Consider the following 16,214-nt stretch of genomic DNA (forward strand, 5'->3'; position numbering starts at 1 on the left):
CCGGGAACGTAAGGAATCAGTGATTCGATGACTGTTGAATTTGTTCGCCAACAGGTGGTGATCGACGGCAGGCCCACGCTGGTCATCGCCGGGGAAGTCCACTACTTCCGGCTGGAGCGGAGTGAATGGCGTGGACGGCTGGAACAGCTGGCGGCAGCCGGCGCCAATGCAGTCGCCACGTACATTCCGTGGCTTGTCCATGAACTTCCCGATGGGACCATCGATGTCGAAGGCACTTCGGCGGAGTGGCGGGATATCGGGGCTTTCCTTGACACGGCCCGGGAACTCGGTTTGTATGCCATTCCCCGGCCCGGGCCGTTCATCATGGCAGAGCTGAAAAACGAAGGCATTCCCTACAGGCTGTACGGTCTCGAGGGAACCCGTGCCCGCAGCTGGGGAGGGGCGGAAAACCCGACCAGGACCCTGGACTACTCCTCGCCGGAATTCCTGGCCGAAGTGGAGGGCTGGTTCGCTGCCATCGTCCCGGTACTGTCCGCCCGGCATATCGATCGGGGCGGCAACGTCATTGCCGTCCAGCTCGACAACGAAATCGGCATGCTCAGCTGGGTTTCCAATTCCCCGGACCTCTCCCCCGCCGTGGCCCGCGAATTCGCGGCATGGCTGGCAACGCAATACGGGACCGCCGAGTTGACCGCACGGTACCCCCTGCTTCCTGCCGACCCTGCTGCCGCCGCAGCGTATCTGCAGGGCGGCGGGGCTGGGGCAGGAGGCGCCGCGGACCCGGCATCGGAGCATCGGCTGGCCCTTGACCTGGCGCGGTTTTCACGGCATCGCTTTCGGGCCTACTCCCGGGTTCTCGTCGGCCTCGCGGAGAAGTACGGCTGCACCGGACTGCCCTTCCTGATCAACATCCACGGCACATCAGCGGGCCGTGGCCGCACCTACCCCATCGGTATTTCCCAGCTCTTGGGGACCTGGGCAGGCGAGGAATCCATCCTGGCCGGCTCGGACATGTACCTGGGTGAGCTGACCACGGGAAACCTTCCGGACTTCGTCACCGGAAACCTCTTTGCGCACGCCACCCAGCCCGCCAACCAGCCCTTGGCGGCGCTTGAATTCGAAACCGGGAGCAGCGACTACGGAGAGGACCTGGCCAACCAGACCTCCCCGAACGCCACCGACCTCAAGACCCGGCTGGCTGTGGCCCTCGGCAACCGGATGCTGAACTACTACCTGTTCGCGGGCGGCCGCAACAAACCCCTGGAAGCCCCGGTCGGTGACGGCAACAACCGGGTCGCCTTCACCGGAGAACGGCACGGCTTCGCCGCGCCCCTCACGCCTGAAGGCGAAACGACGCCGCACTACTTCGCCATCCAGGATGCCGCACAGACGCTTAGGGCCTACGAGCAGTGGATCTGCACCAGCCGGCCCAGGCGCACGGGGCTAAGCCTGGGATTCATTCCGGACCAATACCTCACCGAGTATCTTGTCCCCGGAGACGATTACGGCAAGAAAATCCGGGAGGACCACGAACGCTACCGCGGCATGGGGCCACGGGATATCCTCGCCCGTGCCATGTCGCTGTCCTCACTGGATTTCAATGCGGTGAACCTCTCCTCGCTTTCCGAACTCGGCGCAGCCAATCCTGCAGGCGAAATACCGGAATCGACCACCACCCTGATGGTCGCGAGCGGCCACTACATGGCCGCCGATGTCCAGTCCAGGCTCGGAGAGTTTGTCCTTGGTGGGGGGAAATTGCTTGTCGCCGGGGTTCTGCCGACCCACGACCTGGACGGCACCCCCTGCACTGCCCTCTCCAATGCCTTGGGCATCGGGATCAGCGGAGAGGTGGGGCGCCACCGGATCGATGGTTTCGGGATGACCACCGACTATTACCCGTCCGTCAAGGTCGTCGACGGCACGGGACTGCCCGCCCGGGCGGAAGTCCGGGTGGGTTCGGCGCAGCTCTACGATGCCGAGGGGTCCACAACCCTATTGAGGGAGGTCCAGACCGGAGAACCTTGCGCCGTCGAGGTCGCAGTCGGACGGGGTCGGGCAATTGTGTGGGGAGCGGACTATCCCTGCGACCTTGAGGTCCACCGGGAGCTGTTCCGGCGCCTGGACGCAACAGCAAGGGTGCGATTTTCAGAGCCCGCCCCGGGCCTGCTCGCCTACACGCAGGTGTCGGACGCGGATCAGTCCGAACTGCTGAACATTTTCAACCTTGCAAGCTATCCGGTCACCACCACCGTGACCGTGGACGAGGAGCCGGCGTTTGGCGGCGCGAAGATCCGCCTCGCTGCCCGGAGCGGCTTGCTCCTCGGCCGCGACCTGGACCTCGGCAACGGCCGCAAGCTTTTGTGGTCCAGCGCAGAGCTCGTCGGCAGGTCCGATGCTGGGCTCACCTTCCGCCTGCACGACGGCGACAACCTTGCGTGCTTGGAACAAGACGGTGTCCGTTCGGTCGTCGACCTCGACGCACCGGCCGGGTCGCGGCCGCTGGAGGACCGGAGCCGGTTCGCCACCATTCAACTCCCCGTACAAGAAAGGAACCACTGACCCATGTCATACCAACCTTCCGAGAGCCGGTACCAATCAGCCGGACAGACCGCCATGCCCTATCGCAGGATCGGCCGCAGCGGATTGCGCCTGCCGGCCGTATCGCTGGGGCTTTGGCACAACTTCGGAGACGAAAAGCCCTTTGAAACGCAGCGGGCGATCCTGCGCCGTGCCTTCGATCTCGGGATAACCCACTTCGACCTCGCCAACAACTACGGAACGCCGGACGGCTCGGCCGAAACCAACTTCGGGCGGCACGTGAAAGAAGACTTTGCTCCGTTCCGGGATGAATTGATCATCTCCACGAAAGCCGGCTACCGCATGTGGCCCGGACCGTACGGGGACGGCGGTTCCCGCAAGTACCTGCTCTCAAGCTTGGATCAGTCCCTCAAACGGATGGGCCTGGAATACGTCGATATCTTCTACAGCCACCGATTCGATCCCGACACCCCGCTCGAGGAAACGATGGCTGCGCTGGACACCGCGGTGCGATCTGGACGCGCCCTCTATGCGGGCATTTCCAGCTACTCGGCGGAAAACACTGTCAAAGCCGCCAGAATCCTCCGGGAACTGGGTACTCCCATGGTGATCCACCAGCCGAACTACAACATTGTTGACCGCTGGATCGAAAAGGGCGAACCAAGCCTTTTGGACGTCCTGGAAGACGAAGGCGCGGGGACGATCGCGTTCGCACCCCTTGCAGGGGGCCTGCTCACTGAGCGCTACACGCAAGGCATCCCCCGGGATTCGCGCGCAGCCACGGGGTTCTTCTCCGAAAAGTCGTTCACCGAGCAGAAAATGAAACTCGTCCACGACCTCGCCGGCATCGCCGCCGGGCGCGGCCAGACGCTGGCACAGATGGCCATCGCGTGGGTATTGCGCGAGCAGCACAAGGGCGCGACTGTGGCGTCTGCTTTGGTCGGCGCCTCGAGCGTGAAGCAGCTGGAGGACAACGTGGCCGCCGTGTCCACGCTTGATTTCCAGGCAGAGGAATTGGCGGCCATCGACTCCCTGCTCACAGGAGACAGGGTCCCGGCTCACAGCTGACGGACGCACCCCGGGGACCCGGCAGAAACCCGTGGGACTGAACAGGACTCCCCTGCTTCGGTTTCCGGGTCTATGCTGGGTTTCCTGGTTGCGCCACCTCGCCCAGGCGCTCCGAACGGCTACCGAGAGCGATGGTCCATGAACGGTTGCGAGACAGTCCTGGCAGGCCTTGAAGCAGAACTCGGCTGGATCCGGGACACGTACATCGATCTTCATAGGCACCCCGAGCTGAGCCTCGAGGAGCACAGGACGTCGAAGCTTGTGGAGGGCAAACTCGCGGCGTTCGGCTATGCCGTAACCCGCCTCGGCGGCACCGGCGTCGTCGGAATCCTCACAAACGGGGACGGCCCAACAGTGCTTGCCCGCGCGGACACGGACGCGCTGCCCGTCGCCGAGGCGACCGGGCTGCCTTATGCGTCGGCCGTGGACGGGGTCATGCACGCGTGCGGGCACGACCTGCACGTCGCCGCACTGCTCGGCGCGGCCAAGCTCATGGCGGACGGGCGCGCAGCCTGGTCCGGGACGTACATCGCTCTGTTCCAACCCGCGGAGGAGATCGGGGCCGGATCCCAAGCAATGCTCGACGACGGACTCGTCGCCAAAGTGCCGCGGCCCGACGTCGCCTTCGCCCAGCATGTGATGCCGATCCCGGCGGGGATGATCGCCACCACGGCCGGGCCTGTCCTCTCAGCCGCCGATTCGCTCAGGATCACCGTGTACGGGAAGGGCGCGCACGGTTCGATGCCGCATATGTCCGTCGACCCCGTGGTGCTGGCTTCCTCGATCGTGCTCAGGCTGCAGTCCATCGTCTCGCGGGAGACAAAGCCGGGCGACTTCGCGGTTGTCACGGTAGGGGCGCTCAACGCCGGCGCGACGGCGAACATCATCCCCGACCGTGCCACCCTCCTGCTCAACATCCGCACTTACGATACCCAGGTCCGCGCGTCCGTGCTCGCGGCCATCGAACGGATAGTCAAGGGCGAGTGCTCCGCCGCCGGATCGCCGCAAGACCCCGATTTCGAGTACTACGACCAGTTCCCGCTCACCAGCAATGACCCTGCGGTGACAGAGAAAGTCCGGACCGCATTTCTGGCCCATTTCGGGGCGGACTCCGTGCGCCAGGCCATACCGCAGACAGCGTCGGAGGACTTCAGCCGCATTCCGGACGCCTTCGGCGTGCCATACACGTTCTGGCTCCTGGGCGGCGTGGACCCCGGAAGCTACCGGGCCGCCGTCGAACGCGGGACAGTGTCCCGGGACATACCGGCCAACCACTCGCCGCTCTTCGCGCCGGTGATCGACCCGACCCTGTCCCTGGGCGTCCAAACCCAGGTGGTCGCGGCCCTGTCGTATCTGGCTTAGGAATACCACTGCCACTCGGGCGGGGCCCAGCCCGTCGGAACCTGATGGTTGTCCTTCGTCCCGCATATTGCGCAGCTGTAGCTTGCCGACGGCGGCCGCAATCCGCTGCCATCGACCGCATAGACAGCCGGGACATACTCATGGAATGTCAAAGGGAACCCCGGGCCGCACTGCCCGCAAGCCGGTACCCTGGGCGGCGCGGCGGGGACACAGGCACGATGAGCGGCCATTCGATGTACAGCACGAGCAAGCGTCATGGTTCTCCCTCACCTCAGCCAGCGGGTAGTGGGTCAAACCTTATGCCAGGATTCACCGAAGGGCCATGGGCGCGTCGAAAGAGATGGTTCGCAATCACTTATGGTATCTAGCATCGACGCTTCCTCGCTAGAACCGGGTTGTGCCGCGCAGCCGGCGGGGACGGCCGTCCGGGTCCACGACGAAGCGGCTGAGCGGATCCGCCCACAAGCGCTGGAGGGACGACACGGGTTCCGGGGTGTGGTGCCGCACGTTTCCGGTGGGGCGGGGCGAGCGGCGTTCGGATTCGTGCCAGTGGTCCAGGGCGTCGGCGGCGGCGTTCCACAGCTTGAGCCCGGCCGCCGGGTCGTGGAGCTCGGGATCGTCCTGGTCCAAGCCCAGGTGTTCGGCCCAGAGTTGGCGCCGGAGCCCGCTGGCCAACGGCCGGGACGAGTCGTGGCCCGCAGAGGGCGGTTCCCCGGCAGTGGTGTCGACTACGGCGCAAGTGAGCTCACTGTCAGTGGTCCAGGAACGGCGGTTGAAATTGTCTGAGCCGCAGGTGAACCAGATGTCGTCGATGATGCACATCTTGGCGTGGATATAGATCGGAGTTCCGGAGCTGTTCTCCAGGTCGAACACGCCGACCCTGTCCGGTGCCGTCCGGCGCAACATCGTGAGGGCGCGAATTTGCCCGATCCGGCTTGCCGGTCCCGTCAGCGGACCATCGGCGTCGGGGTAGCGGGGCACGACGGCGATCACCCTCAGCTCGGGGTTCCGTTCAAGGGCAGCTGCGATTCCGGCCGCGACCTCTGTGGACCACAGGTACTGGTCCTCGATGTAGATCAGCGAGCGGGCGCGGGCGAAGGCTTTCGCGTAGCCGCGGGCAACGCTGCGTTCGCCTTCAGGCGCGAACGGGAACGGGGGACGTTTCACCCCGTAGGTGCGCAGGAGCTGCACGGAATGAGGGCCGGCCACCGGTGGCGGCGGTGCAGCCGCAGGGAGCGGTTCGGGGTGCCGGGGCATACGGGCCAGGCGTTGCAGCAACATCCGGTACGGGGTGCGCCGGTCCAATGGATGGGGGTCGTTCCACCGTTCAGCGAACACTGCCAGCACATCCGCCACCACGGGTCCACGCAGTTCGAGCGCGGCATCGTGCCATGGGGGACGTTTCCCGTACCGCGGATCCATGGTCACCGCCTGCCGGTCGCCCGCGTGGCCGGCATCGTCCCGACGGCTGTGCGAAAGGTCGAGTCCGCCGATGAACGCGACGTCCCGCGACGGATCGTCACGACGGCGGATGACGAACATCTTCTGGTGGTGGGAACCGAACAGCCGCACACGCTGATCCAACAGCACCTCTCCGCCGGCGTCGTTGATCTTGCGACTCAGGAGTTCGTTGGATCGGCCGCTCATGGGGGCCGATACCCGTTCTCCGTGGGATCGCCAGACAAGGCCCCGCACTTCCACCCCGGAGCGCGCCAACCCGGCGAGCAAGTCACCGATCGTCGGTCCCTCTTCCAGAAGCCGCTCGTCCGCGTCGCCGCGCCAGTCGGTGAACCACACGCGGTCTCCCGTCCGCAGGGCAGTCAGCTCCTCATGCAATCGGGCAAAGTAGCTCGATCCGTGAATCAGGGGCCGCACGAGGTTGCCGTCGGACCACGATGGAGAACCCGCACCGCCCGAGTGCACCTCCGTGGCCAGATTCCCCCGCTCAGCGCGACTCAGGAACCAGCTGTCAGCGTCGTTGTCCACTCAGTGCTCCTTCCAGGGGCCCGGGGGCCAATCCTCGAACGTCCGGTCTGCAACCAGCCTAGAAGGTAACCTTACTGATCAAGTCCATGCGCAATGGAAGGCGGAAGACGATGGGTGTTCACCCCGAAGGCACGTCGGACAACGAGTCAGCCGGAGGCACAGGCGAACTCACTGACGACCGGTTCGTCGGTGACGCCGACCTTTCCCGGTGGAAAACGCCAGCCGGCAGATGGCTTGCCTCCCGCGCGCAACGCGCCAGTGCCCGGCTCGGCCCATACGGTGTGCTGATCCTGATCCTGGCTGCCGGAGCCGCGGTCGCATCACTGCTGGCCTTCACCACAGGCCTTGTGTATGAGGCTGTGACAGAAGCCGATGGCGTCGCCGCCCTGGACCACCCGGTCCTTGAAGCAGCGATGACCCTGCGCAGCCCCGCGCTGGACGCCGCAGCCACTGCATACACCGATCTGGCTGGAGGAATCGGGATGCCGATCCTGGCGGTGATCGCGACGGCGGTGCTGGTCCTGCGGCGCCGTTCCTGGACCCCGGCGATCCTCATCGTGACAGCCGCGGCCGGCTCCCTGCTCATGACAGTGGCGGGCAAGCAGCTTATCGGCCGGGCCCGGCCGCCGCTCAGCGACGCCGTGCCGCCCTACGAGTATTCGCCGTCGTTTCCGAGCGGGCATTCGCTCAACTCGTTCGTGATCGCCGGAATCGTCGCCTACCTGATCATCCTGCGCTGCCGCTCCCGCCGGGCCCGCGCCTGGACGGTGACCGCTGCTGCCCTCTTCGCCCTGACCATCGGCCTAAGCCGGGTGTTCCTGGGTCACCACTGGCTCACTGATGTCCTGGCAGCGTGGACCCTCGGAGCCGCCTGGCTGGTCTTGGTCATCACCGCGCACCGCCTTTACCTCACCGCCCGGAAGACTGAGAAGAAGGGCCATTCCCTGGGCGGGACCGCAGGCAGTTGAAAGCCGGACCCGCCGCGGCCGGGCGACAGGAACACATCACGGGTGCTGTCGGTCTTTCATTGCAGGGTCCGCCTCGGCGAGGGCAGTGATCATCCTTTCCATGCGGGCGACGCCGGCAAAGCGGCCGGCGTTGTCCGTGACCAGCAGCGGACTGAACCGGGTGTCCTGGGTCCGTGTCATGGAACGCGCCAGCGCCTCGCTGAGCGGTGTGTCGAGGTTGACCTTCATTCCCGGAGTCATCATCCCCAGCGCCGCGGTCGTGGGGTCCAGTACCGCGACCGGCCGCCGGTGCTCCCCGAGCAGCACCACCGACAGCAGGTCCCGGTCGCCGTCGAACGCAGCAGCCGCGGCTGCGGTGCTCGTGGCCGTCGTCGCTGGTTCCACGATGTCACGCACGGTGCTTCGGTGGGTCACCGACGGTTTCGACGCGAGGCGGTGGGCGAGGTCAAGGTCGATCTGTTCCCACGCTGGCCCCGGCCGGGCAAGGCAATACCCCTGCACCAGCGGAACGCCGAGGGCAACAAGCGCGTCCAGTTCCTCCACCCGCTCCACGCCCTCTGCCAGGATCCAGGCATCCACGCGGCTCGCGAACGTTCCGAGCATGGAGATCAGTGCGCGCTTCGCTTCGTCGCGGTCGACGTCCTGGATGAGCTCCCGGTCAATCTTGATCAGCGAGGGCCGCAACGCAAGGAGGTGACGAAGCCCCGCATAGCCGGCACCGGCGTCGTCGACGGCGATCAGGGCGCCTGCGGCGCGCAGCTGGTTGAGATCGGGTTCGAGCTCCAGATAGGAGTCAATCGGGGTTTGCTCGGTCAGCTCGATCACGAGTCCGCCGAGGTTTCCCTGGCCGCGCCAAATCTCCCGGATTTTCTCGGTGCGCAACAGCTCCGGCGAGACATTGAGGCTCATGAAGCAGTTTGGCGGCAGGACCGGGCGTGCTTTGAGCGCCTCCCGCAGGGCTGCCGCCTCGAGATCGGCCGACCGGCCGTGTGCGCGTGCGGCGGCAAACCACGCTTCAGGGTTCTTTTCAGCGAAGCCCGGAAACCGGGCGAGGGCTTCGTAACCCACCACTGTTCCCCGGGCGGTGTCAGTGATGGGCTGGTACGCCGCCGAAAGGCCCTCACCGCGGCAAGCAGCGGCCAGGTTCTCCGGCCAGTCCGGGCCCGAGGCGGACCCGGTTCCCTTTAGCCCGCCGCCTGCCTCGGGACTCAACTAACGGGGACGATGGCTTTGTGGACAGACTCCACGACGTCGGCCGGCAGTGCGTCCATCCCGTGTGCCGATGCGGCGTGGGCAGCTACGTTAATCAGGATTTCATCGTCCGTGCTGCACACCCAGCGGGCCTCGCAACCGGGAACCACATCACCACAGGCAAACGATTTCACTAGAGCTCCTTTTTCATCAACAGCGAACCCGACAACCTTACGCGACACCCGGATGCGGCATGTTGCCCAAAATTTGCCTTCCCTGCACTTGGCCTTTGCCTGGTGCTGGAAGAGTCGGTCGGGGGTTTTTCGTCAGCAAATCCAAGCACCGGGAGCAGCTCATGTCAGGTCTGAACCGTCGACGTTTTCTTCAACTATCAGGGGCCGGCGCGGCGAGTACCGCGCTCTCGCAGATGCTCGGCGAAAGCCTCGCCCGCGCCGCGGAGATCCCCGCCAACCGGGCGACCGGATCGATTCAGGACATTGAGCACGTCGTGATCTTCATGCAGGAGAACCGCTCTTTCGACCATTACTTCGGCACGCTCAAGGGCGTGCGCGGGTTCGGTGACCCGCATCCGGCCATCCTGCCGGACGGGAAGGACGTGTGGCATCAGAACAACGGCAGCCGTGACGTCCTTCCTTACCACCCGGATGCACCAAACCTCGGCATGCAGTTCATGGAGGACCTTGACCATTCCTGGCCGCTCACGCACCAGGCATTCAACAACGGCAAGTACGATCAGTGGCTCCCCGCCAAGTCGGATGCCACGATGGCCCACCACGAACGCAAGGACATCCCGTTCCACTTCGCCCTCGCTGACGCGTTCACGGTCTGCGACCAGTACCACTGCTCCGCCCTGAGCCCCACGGACCCCAACCGCTACTTCATGTTCACCGGCGGCGACGATTCGGACCGTAAAGGCGGCGGACCCGACTTGTGGAACGGCGAGAACGGCTATTGGTGGAGCACTTTCCCCGAGGAGCTCGAGAAGGCCGGAGTGTCATGGAAGGTCTACCAGGACGTCGGCGACGGCCTCGACGCCGCAGGCTCCTGGGGCTGGACGGAGGACGCGTACGTCGGCAACTACGGCGACAACTCGTTGTTGTACTTCAAGCAGTACCAGAATGCGCAGCCCGGAAGCCCGCTCTACGAGAAGGCCCGCAAGGGAACGAACGCGAAGGCTGGTGACGACCTGTTCCGGATCCTCCGCGAGGACGTGACATCGGGCAAGCTCCCGCAGGTCTCCTACGTCGTGGCCCCCGAGGCCTACACCGAGCACTCAAACTGGCCCCCGAACTTCGGCGCCTGGTACACGGCGAACGTCCTGGACATCCTGACGTCCAACCCGGACGTCTGGAGCAAGACTGCAGTGCTTTACATGTACGACGAGAACGATGGATTCTTCGACCACATCGTTCCTCCGCACCCCAACACCCCCGCGATCCCGGGCGCGTCCACGGTCTCGACCGCCGGCGAGTGGTACGACGGCACTCCTACTTTCTACGGCGGCAAGGACGTCCCCGGCCACTTCGGCCTTGGCCTGCGCGTGCCGATGATGGTCATCTCACCCTGGAGCATGGGCGGCTGGGTCTGCTCCGAGACCTTTGACCACACCTCGATCATCCGCTTCCTCGAAACCCGCTTCGGAGTGAAGTCGCCGAACATCACGCCGTGGCGCCGCGCGGTCTGCGGCGACCTCACCAGCGCCTTCGACTTCTCCGCGGCCGGCGGCGCAGTCCCGGCCATGCCGGACACCTCCGCGTACAAGCCGGCCGACCACAGCCGCCACCCCGACTACGTTCCGACACCGCCGGCGGTGAACAGCATGCCCGCACAGGAAAAGGGCACGCGCCCCTCGCGCCCGCTCGGGTACGCGCTCGACGTCGCGGCCACGGTGGGGGACGGCAAGCTCTCGGCACGCTGGTCGAACACCGGGACGCTCGGCGCACATGTGCAGGTGCGCTCGAACCTCCTTCCCGCGGGCCCATACTCGTACACGATCGGCGCGGGCGCGGCCCTCGACGGGTCCTGGGCGCTTGGTGCCGAGTACGACGTGCAGATGCACGGCCCTGCAGGCTGGTACCGCCGCTTCGCGGGCACGACGGCGGCCGCGGACATCCGGGCGACGGTCACCAGGGACGGCGCGTCCGGCCACGCGCAGTTCCGGATCGAGAACGCCGGCCCGGCGGCGGCCGCGCTCACGCTCGCGGACGCGTACGGCGCCGGATCGCAGAAGCTCGCGCTCAACCCGGGGCAGGCCAAGACTGTTGTGGTGCGGACTCAGGGCGGCTGGTACGACCTCAAGATCACCGCTGCGGTGGATCCGAAGCTCGTTCGGATCCTGGCAGGACGGCTCGACGACGGCCGGGCGCTCACGTCCGACCCCCAGCTTTAGCCCCGGGCGCCTCGATAGTGCTCGGCCAGCCGTGCCAGTCCCTCATCAAGGGAGACTGCGGGCGTCCAGTCGAGGAGTTCCCGGGTCTCACGCTGGTCGAACCAGTGGGCGGTGGAGAGCTGCTCAGCGAGGAATCTGGTCATCGGCGGCTCTTCTTTGCGCCCTGTCCAGGTCCAGAGCTTTTCCACCACAGCTCCCGCCGCCCGCGCCAGCCCACCCGGCACGGTCCACGACGGCACGGCGACGCCCCCTGCTGCGCATATGCCTGCGAGCAGTTCGCCGACCGGGCGGGGCTCGCCGTTGCTCACGACGACGGATCGGCCATGGACGTGTTCCATGCGGTGCAGCGCGGCGACGATGGCCGAGGCGGCGTTGTCCACGTAGGTGGTGTCGATAAGGGCCGCACCGGCGTCGAGCAGCGGGAGGCGGTTGCGGCTGGCGCGGTCCAGGACCCGTTCCACGAGCTGGGTATCGCCGGGGCCCCAGACGATATGGGGGCGCACGGCTGCGACCCGGAAGTCCGGAGCGTCCGCTGCCAGCGCCAGCAACTCAGCTTCGGCCTTGGTGCGGGAGTAGTTGCCGTGCGCATGCTGCGGGTCGGCCGGCTCCGCGCCCAGTCCGACGATCGAGGTGCCGGAGTTGGCCACGGACGGGGAGGAGACGAACACCAGGTCCCGTACCCCGGCCGCGCGGGCGGAGTCGAGCAGACGGCGGGTCCCTTCGACATTCACCTCGTCGAACTCCGCTGCACGGCCCGTGAAGGACACTTTCGCGGCGAGGTGGACGATTCCCTCCGAGCCCTCGACTGCTCTTCGGAGTGCCGCACCGTCCGTCAGGGATCCGCGGAAGTCCGTCGCGCCGTCGACTCCTGAGGGACGGCGCTGGAACGTGGCCACGGCGTGGCCTTGGCGGGTCAATAGCCGGGCAACTTCCCGTCCGAGCAGCCCGCTCGCACCGGTGACGAGGACCCTCACGGCTCCCCCGGCCGGCCGCCGGCCAGCACCAGTGAAGCCCAGCCGGACAGCCGGGTCCTGTCGATCTTGGCGTTGTGTCGGATGTCGGTGGGCTGCGCGGGCACCGCGAGCACAGCGGAGACCTTGACGCCGGCCTCGAGGGCCGCCTCGCGGACACGTCCTGCGAGCGCCGGCGCAGCAAGGCCGGCTTTGCGGGAGGGCGGGACGGTCTCGACGACGGCGACGACGGCCTGGGTTCCTGCCGGTCCGACGCCGGTGATGGCGGCCAGCCGGACGCAGTCCAGGCGTTCGATGGCCCGTTCGGCACCCACGGGCGTCACCACGGCCCCGGGCGCCGTCACGACGTGGGCGAGACGTCCTTCCACCCAGAGCCGGCCGGCGTCGTCGAAGTGGCCCACGTCGCCGGTGCGGTGCCATCCGGGCAGGCTGATGCTCTCACGTTGGGTCAACCACAGCCTGTCATAGGCTTCCTTGACGTGGGCGGCGCTGACCAGGATTTCCCCGGTCACGCCAGCTTTCGTCACGGCATCGGATCCAGGTGCGGTGCCGTCCGCGGCGAGTGGGACGACGGCCACTCGGGCGCCATGCACGGGCTTCCCCACGCACACGCCGTTTCCTGCTCCCGCCACAGTGCCGGCGGCGGTTTCGGCGTCGGCGGCCTGGATTTGTTCGAGGCTGATGTCGGTGACAGGCAGCGCCTCGGTCATCCCGTACGGGGTATGCAGCGAAGCCCTGGGCAGCAGCCGCTGCACCTGCGCCAGGAGCGGTTCCGGAACGGGCGCGCCGGCCGAGAGAAGCAACCCGACAGCTTCCAGGGCTTGATGCCCTGCCGCACCCACGCCATCCCGGGTGGCGAGGACGTTGCGCAGCGCAGCTGGAGAGGCGAAGACGACGGTTGCCTCGATGGCCGCCGCTGCATCCGCCAGCGCGCGGGCCGTCAAAGTGCGGGGCGCAGTAACGTCCATGTCTGGCGTCACCGAAACGGCTCCGAGCGCCGGCCCCAGCAAAGCGAACGGGGCGAAACCCGCCACGAGCCGGGCACCGGGACGGATCCCGAAGGTTTCGGCCAGCGTATCCCGCATCGCGGCCAGCTGCCGGTGCGTATAGAGCACGCCTTTCGCCGGACCGGTGGAGCCGGAGGTGAAGAGCACTGCAGCCGGCACATCCGGGTCCACAACGTGCATGGGCCGCCCTGAACCATGCCTGGCACCGAGCCCGGCCAGGGCGGCAAGAGATGTTTCGACACCCAGGATTCGGCGGCGGGCAGCCGGAAGGTCCCGGACGCTGATCCGCCGTCCCGGCCAACCGAGCACCGAGGCGGCCGCCAGCGCCTTGTCGATTCCGATGAGGAAATCGGCACTGGCGCCCTTCAGCGCCCGGCCCAGGCCCCTGGTCCCCAATCCTGCGTCGGCCACGACCACCACCGCGCCGATCCGCAAGCACGCGTAGAGGGCTACGGTCAGGTCCACTCCGGGCGGAACCATCAGGCTCACCCGGCTGCCGTTCCCCACCCCGGCTTCCCGCAACCCCGACGCAAGGTCAAGGATGTTCCGGTCCAGCTGCTGCCAGCTGAGCGAACGGCTGACGCTGCCGTCCCGCGCCATTTCCGCGACGGCGATATCTCCCTTCGCCGGCCCTGTCGCGAGCCCACCGAGCAGATCCCCGAGGGGTCGGAATCCCGACGGCGACGGCCTGGCTGCGTCGTTCGGCCGCTGACCGCCGCTCGTTGTTTCTTCGACTGTCGCAGGCTCGCGCGCACTCACACCCCCGTGCTCGACGAGCCATTGGAAGACAGGCGTGGCGATGTCCCGGTCTTCGGCCACGAGGTGTCCCGCGCCTTCGAATCGGTGCACCTCGGCGTGCGGAAGCCGGCTGATGAGGTCCTTGAGGTACCGGTCGGAAAAGATGGGATCCCGGGGACCCCAGAGCATCAGGGCCGGGACCTTCAGCCTGCGCAACCCTTCCGCGACGCGTGTGAGCGCAGGGAAGCTCGGATGGGAAGCATCCGCGGGAATATCCGCCACAAAGTTCCCTACCCCGGCCCGGCGGGAGGCTCCGCGATAGGGGGCCATGTAGGCGTCCCGAACGTCAGCGGGCAGCGGCGGGTTCGCCAGCGAGTGTGTCACCCGCAGAAAGGCGTCCGACGTCGTCGTGCCCCACCGGTGAACGAGCGGGTGCAAGGCAAGCCGGAGGGCTGGCGGGATTGCCGAATCGGAGGGGTGATGCACGGCGGTGTTAGTCAGCACCACGCCGGTGACCTGCCGCGGGTGGGCTAATGCCCAGCCCAGGCTGATGACGCCGCCCCAGTCGTGACCCACCGTCACCACCGGGCCGTCCAGATCCAGTGCGTCCGTGAGGTCGCCCAGGTCGTTGATCCGGTCTGCCAGGCGCCGGAAGGTGCCGCTGCGCTCGGAGTAACCCATGTCCAGCTGGTCCACCGCCACGACGCGCCAAGGATGGGCCGCGTCCGATCCGGCGGCCAGCAGGGTCCGCCACAGATAGGACCACGTGGGGTTGCCGTGCACGCACAACAGGGTGCCGACGGGAGCCAGGCCGCGGCGGGAGAGCTGAGCGCCGTTATCCAACACGTGCCAGCGGCGCACGGTGCCTGGCGCATCGACGGCGGATGTGGACGGGACGCTGATTGTCCGGGACCATTCCGGATCGACCCCGGGCCAGAGGGTGGCTACCAAACGATTTCCACCATTCCCGCGTTCAGCCCGGAACCAACACCCATGCACAACACACGGTCTCCGGAGCTCAGCGACTGCGCCTCGGCTGCCAGCGTCATCGGGAGCGAGGCCGGCCCTACGTTGCCCCAGTGCGGGAACGTGATCGGTACCTTGTCCGCGTCCAGGTCAATGGCGTTGATGATCGCTTGGGTGTAGGCATTGCTGACTTGATGCGTGACGTAGCGGTCCATGGCGGCCCAGTCCCACTCCGGCTGGGCTTCCTGCCAGGCGTCGACGACCAGCTGGAGGCCGCCGTCGAGCAGGCCTTTCGTGTCGGTGGTCATGCCGTCGATGCCCCCCACACACAATTCGTGGTGTTCCGTGCCGGCACGCATCACGCCGCCGATAAGCCGATGCGCCCCGGGGTGCTCGTCCGCTGGGCCCAAGACTGCTGCGGCAGCGCCAGAACCGAGCGTGAGGGTAGCGAACTCCCGGCCGAAGTCTTCACGCGTGGTCTCAGGCCGCTGAAGCCGTGCCAGCGTGGCTTCCTGGGTCACTTGGGCGTCCTCGCCATTGACGATGACGGCGTACTTGATCTGCCCGGAGTCGATCATGTTGGCCGCCAGGATCAAGGCGTTCACGAATCCGAGGCAGGCGTTGGCCAGGTCGAAGTTCATGGCCGACGACGGCAGGCCGAGTTCGTGGTGGATCTTCACCGCCACGGACGGTTCGAGATTTCGCCTCGTGACCGAGGTATTGATCAGCAGGCCGATTTCGGACGCTTCGACGCCGGCCTCGGCCAGGGCCTTCGCGCCCGCTTCGACCGCGGCGTCATCGAATGATGTGCCGGCGGCCCACCAGCGGCGGTGCGTGATGCCGGCCACGCGCTCAAGCAGCCGCGGCGGGAACTTCAGCCGCTGCAGCGTTGAAGCCAACCTGCGGTCGAAATCCGTGGAACTCACGATCCTCGGAGCCTCGATACAGCTCACCGAGAGGAGCGCGGTGTTACTGTGCCTGAAGGTTGCATTCCCTGCCAAGTCAAGCCCCTGTTCGTTTCCGTGCTGCATTCATGCGGTGACTGTAC

Annotated in this window: 11 protein-coding genes; 5 read left to right on the top strand and 6 right to left on the bottom strand. The window is 66.7% G+C overall.

Annotated features, from left to right (window positions below; genetic code table 11):
* The first annotated feature begins 27 nt into the window (after positions 1-27).
* The 3 genes from ACSBOX_RS17635 to ACSBOX_RS17645 all read left to right on the top strand — a co-directional run bounded on the left by ACSBOX_RS17635 (position 28) and on the right by ACSBOX_RS17645 (position 4,929).
* Entirely contained in the window at positions 28-2,520 is a 2,493-nt protein-coding gene (locus tag ACSBOX_RS17635; RefSeq protein WP_442543622.1) for a beta-galactosidase, read from the top strand.
* Between the two features lie 3 nt (positions 2,521-2,523).
* Positions 2,524-3,567, top strand: a complete 1,044-nt coding sequence (gene mgrA, locus ACSBOX_RS17640) for an L-glyceraldehyde 3-phosphate reductase (protein WP_442543623.1) — start codon at positions 2,524-2,526, stop codon at positions 3,565-3,567.
* Between the two features lie 138 nt (positions 3,568-3,705).
* Positions 3,706-4,929, top strand: a complete 1,224-nt coding sequence (locus tag ACSBOX_RS17645) for an amidohydrolase (protein WP_442543624.1) — start codon at positions 3,706-3,708, stop codon at positions 4,927-4,929.
* A 384-nt stretch (positions 4,930-5,313) separates the two neighbouring features.
* Here ACSBOX_RS17645 and ACSBOX_RS17650 read toward each other — a convergent pair whose 3' ends face one another.
* A complete protein-coding gene (locus tag ACSBOX_RS17650; RefSeq protein ID WP_442543625.1) occupies positions 5,314-6,915 on the bottom strand; it encodes a phospholipase D family protein in 1,602 nt (533 codons plus the stop codon).
* 110 nt (positions 6,916-7,025) lie between these two features.
* On the opposite strand from ACSBOX_RS17650, the gene ACSBOX_RS17655 reads away from it, so the two are divergent.
* Positions 7,026-7,883 (top strand): phosphatase PAP2 family protein, encoded by an 858-nt coding sequence (locus tag ACSBOX_RS17655; protein WP_442543626.1) that lies wholly within the window; start codon positions 7,026-7,028, stop codon positions 7,881-7,883.
* Between the two features lie 36 nt (positions 7,884-7,919).
* On the opposite strand, the gene ACSBOX_RS17660 is transcribed toward ACSBOX_RS17655, so the two are convergent.
* On the bottom strand, positions 7,920-9,095 hold the full coding sequence (locus ACSBOX_RS17660; RefSeq protein ID WP_442543627.1) for an EAL domain-containing protein: 1,176 nt from the start codon (positions 9,093-9,095) through the stop codon (positions 7,920-7,922).
* Entirely contained in the window at positions 9,092-9,268 is a 177-nt protein-coding gene (locus tag ACSBOX_RS17665) for a DUF1059 domain-containing protein (protein WP_415986553.1), read from the bottom strand. Before ACSBOX_RS17665 ends, ACSBOX_RS17660 begins: the two co-directional genes overlap by 4 nt.
* 161 nt (positions 9,269-9,429) lie before the next feature.
* Here ACSBOX_RS17665 and ACSBOX_RS17670 point away from each other — a divergent pair, with 161 nt between their 5' ends.
* A complete protein-coding gene (locus ACSBOX_RS17670; RefSeq protein ID WP_442543628.1) occupies positions 9,430-11,484 on the top strand; it encodes a phosphocholine-specific phospholipase C in 2,055 nt (684 codons plus the stop codon).
* On the opposite strand, the gene ACSBOX_RS17675 is transcribed toward ACSBOX_RS17670, so the two are convergent.
* Genes ACSBOX_RS17675 through ACSBOX_RS17685 form a run of 3 tightly spaced genes read right to left on the bottom strand, consistent with a single transcriptional unit; the run spans position 11,481 to position 16,197 of the window.
* Positions 11,481-12,458 carry an NAD-dependent epimerase/dehydratase family protein gene (locus ACSBOX_RS17675; RefSeq protein WP_442543629.1) on the bottom strand — a complete coding sequence of 326 codons (978 nt, stop codon included), beginning with the start codon at positions 12,456-12,458 and terminating at the stop codon, positions 11,481-11,483. The genes ACSBOX_RS17670 and ACSBOX_RS17675 overlap by 4 nt on opposite strands.
* On the bottom strand, positions 12,455-15,151 hold the full coding sequence (locus tag ACSBOX_RS17680) for an alpha/beta fold hydrolase (RefSeq protein ID WP_442543630.1): 2,697 nt from the start codon (positions 15,149-15,151) through the stop codon (positions 12,455-12,457). The genes ACSBOX_RS17675 and ACSBOX_RS17680 overlap by 4 nt, the downstream gene beginning before the upstream one ends.
* Positions 15,145-16,197: a 3-oxoacyl-ACP synthase III gene (locus ACSBOX_RS17685; protein ID WP_442543631.1), complete on the bottom strand. Its 1,053-nt coding sequence runs from the start codon at positions 16,195-16,197 to the stop codon at positions 15,145-15,147. The genes ACSBOX_RS17680 and ACSBOX_RS17685 overlap by 7 nt, the downstream gene beginning before the upstream one ends.
* Positions 16,198-16,214: the final 17 nt, after the last annotated feature.

The organism is Arthrobacter sp. KN11-1C (assembly GCF_052180225.1).
Taxonomy (GTDB): Bacteria; Actinomycetota; Actinomycetes; order Actinomycetales; family Micrococcaceae; genus Arthrobacter.